This is a genomic window from Yersinia sp. 2542 StPb PI, assembly GCF_048593855.1.
GTDB lineage: Bacteria > Pseudomonadota > Gammaproteobacteria > Enterobacterales > Enterobacteriaceae > Yersinia > Yersinia enterocolitica_E.
Genome location: NZ_JAZGQA010000448.1, coordinates 1 through 757 on the forward strand (window position 1 = coordinate 1; position 757 = coordinate 757).

The following is a 757-nucleotide window of genomic DNA, read 5'->3' on the forward strand; positions in this document are numbered from 1 at the left end:
ATGAATTTAATGCATATTTGTAAAACAGCAACAGTAATGGAGATAGAGTCAACTATATACCAGTGTTTCTATCGCCTTGTAACTTCGTTAATTAAAGAGTCCTATATTTTTTCGTCCCGTGAAAATAAATTATCAGAATTAACTGTGCGGGAAAATCAAATATTACCACTACTAATGTTTGGTATGGCCACTAAAGATATTTCGGATTTGTTGAGTATTAGTGCGTAAACAATAAGCTCTCATAAAATTAATATACTTAAGAAGTATCAAACGACTAGCTTAGTTGAACTATATAATAAATGGAAAAAATTCCCGATTTAAATAGCAACTTACTTTTTTTGAAAAGGTATTGGAGATTTGGATGGCTTGGCATTATCAGTATAGTAACATTGCCAGCGCATCGAGATGCTGTACCCAGTTGTGGGTGCCACGTCGAACACCAATATTCGAGTATAGGCTTTAGTCAATTTCAGATTTTTGTGGTCAATACCGTCTTTTGAGAGACACAGTTGTATTACTTGTATACGGTATACCTACGTTCCCGATATTTTATCCTTTCTCGCATATTTTTACTGGATACCAATATGCTTATTATAAAATCTATTTATTTCTCTTGAAATTTTTTGCAGCAGGTTGGTTTTGTTGATGTAACAGGAAGACATTGTCTGGACGTTCAGAAAGATAGCCTAATCTATTTTTTCTGCGGAAATTTATATGTTTTCAATAGCCTTTTTATAAGTAATCTGAATGGTCGCAT

General features: G+C 33.2%; 1 protein-coding gene. It reads left to right on the forward strand.

Features of this window, described 5'->3' with window-relative positions:
* Nucleotides 1-228, forward strand: a 228-nt coding sequence (locus V1952_RS22215; protein WP_420075591.1) for a LuxR C-terminal-related transcriptional regulator, incomplete at its 5' end; no start/stop codon positions are given.
* Nucleotides 229-757: the final 529 nt, after the last annotated feature.